2 protein-coding genes are annotated in these 1,676 nt (G+C 70.6%); one reads left to right on the plus strand and one right to left on the minus strand.

Features of this window, described 5'->3' with window-relative positions; translation table 11 throughout:
• The first annotated feature begins 112 nt into the window (after positions 1–112).
• Positions 113–658: a hypothetical protein gene (locus tag AA75_RS09675; RefSeq protein WP_033819449.1), complete on the plus strand. Its 546-nt coding sequence runs from the start codon at positions 113–115 to the stop codon at positions 656–658.
• Here AA75_RS09675 and AA75_RS09680 read toward each other — a convergent pair.
• Positions 615–1,406 (minus strand): IS5 family transposase, encoded by a 792-nt coding sequence (locus AA75_RS09680; RefSeq protein WP_082526379.1) that lies wholly within the window; start codon positions 1,404–1,406, stop codon positions 615–617. The genes AA75_RS09675 and AA75_RS09680 overlap by 44 nt on opposite strands.
• Positions 1,407–1,676 lie beyond the last annotated feature (270 nt).

Below are 1,676 nucleotides of genomic sequence, written 5' to 3' on the forward strand. Positions count from 1 at the left end.
AGTGGCTGTTGTCTTTCCGGGCTTGAGGGCTGCGTTTCCGCTGTTCAGGCATGGGGTCGGCGGTGTCGGGGAGTGGTGACGTGTCGTGTCGTCGCTCTGGTGGAGGTCGGGGATGCCGTCGGTCGTGGGGCTGCTGGATGAGCGTGAGCTGGCCGCTCGCCGTCGTGTGGACGCGTTGCGGGAGGAGGCGGACCGTATCCAGGCCGAGCTGGTCGTGGCCGAGCGGGAGTGGAACGAGTGGGTCATCGCCTGTTCACGCGTGGGTGAGGTGCTGTCCCCGGGCGAAGGAGAGACCGCCGGCCCGGATGCCTCCGAGGAGCCGTCGGATCGCGGTGAACCGCCCGCACTGCCTGCATCTTCGCAGGCGGCGAAGCCGAAGTCGGTGGTGCCGATGTGGCGTGCGGGCCTGGCCTGGTCGGCACTGTCGGCGGACTACCAGCGCATCCTGCAGGCTCTCGCGGACCGGGGCCGGCTCGGTCAAGGCCCGCTGACCTGCCAGGAAATGGCCGGCTGCTTCGGCCTGGAGCCGGTGCCCGCGAAGATCGAGGCGTTGCGGTCGAAGGCGAAGCGGCTGACAGCGCGCGGGTGGCTGGCCGAGCCGGCGCCGGGCCGGTTCACGCTCGCGAAGGCCGTGGCCGGGCCAGGCGGCGGGTCATGAGCAGGGTCATCGACCAGTAGACCATCGCCTCCGCGCTTCCGGTGGACCGTTCGAAGTCCCGCGCGAGGCGGCGGCTTCGCATCAGGTGGGCGAAGAACCGCTCCACGATCCACCGCTTGGGCAGCACGACGAAGCCGCGCATGTCGTCACTGCGCTTGACGATGGCCAGGACCAGGGCGAGGACGGTGAAGCCGTACTCGACGAGGCTGCCCGTGTAGCCGCCGTCGGCCCAGACCAGCACCAGCCGGTGGTGCGCGGCGGCCACCTGGGCGAGCAGAACCTGCCCAGCGGCGCGGTCGCCGATGTCCGCCGAGGTGACCATCACCCCGAGCAGCAGGCCGAGGGTGTCGACCACGGCGTGCCGCTTGCGGCCGTTGATCAGCTTGCCGCCGTCGAAACCGCGGCTGTCGGCCCCAACGACGGCGTCCGCCTTGACCGACTGGGAGTCGATCACGCCCGCGCTCGGCTCCGGCTCCCGCCCGGCCTGCTCGCGGACCTTGCGGCGGAGCCGGTCGTGGAACTCCCGGACCAGACCGTGGTCGCGCCAGCGGCGGAAGAACGCGTAGACCCGGTCCCATGGCGGGAAGTCGGCCGGCATAGCCCGCCACTTCGTCCCGTTGTCGACGAGGTAGCGGACCGCATCCAGTATCGCGCGGTGGCAGTACGCCTCCGGCTGCCCGCCCCGCCCGCGCAGCCAGCCCGGCACCGGTAGCAGCGGCCGCACCACCGCCCACTCCGCATCGGACATGTCCGTCGGGTAGCGGCGCGCACGGACCCCGTGGTCGGCGGCGTTCCCGAACCGATGTGCCAGGCAGTCACACGCGAGAGTGACCGAAGTGGACCCCGCTCCCGCGATGCCGTAGAACTGCGACAACAGGGCCTCCTGGACCGCTCTTTGGCGTAGACACCCTTCGAGCTACCAAGAGGCCCTGCTTTCATGCACGGCGGCCACCGCACTCACCCGATCGAGACTCCCGTTCGACCGGTGCCCCTCAAGATCGGAACGACAACAGCCACT

Origin of the sequence: Kitasatospora sp. MBT63 (assembly GCF_000710465.2) — a bacterium.
Classification (GTDB): domain Bacteria; phylum Actinomycetota; class Actinomycetes; order Streptomycetales; family Streptomycetaceae; genus Kitasatospora.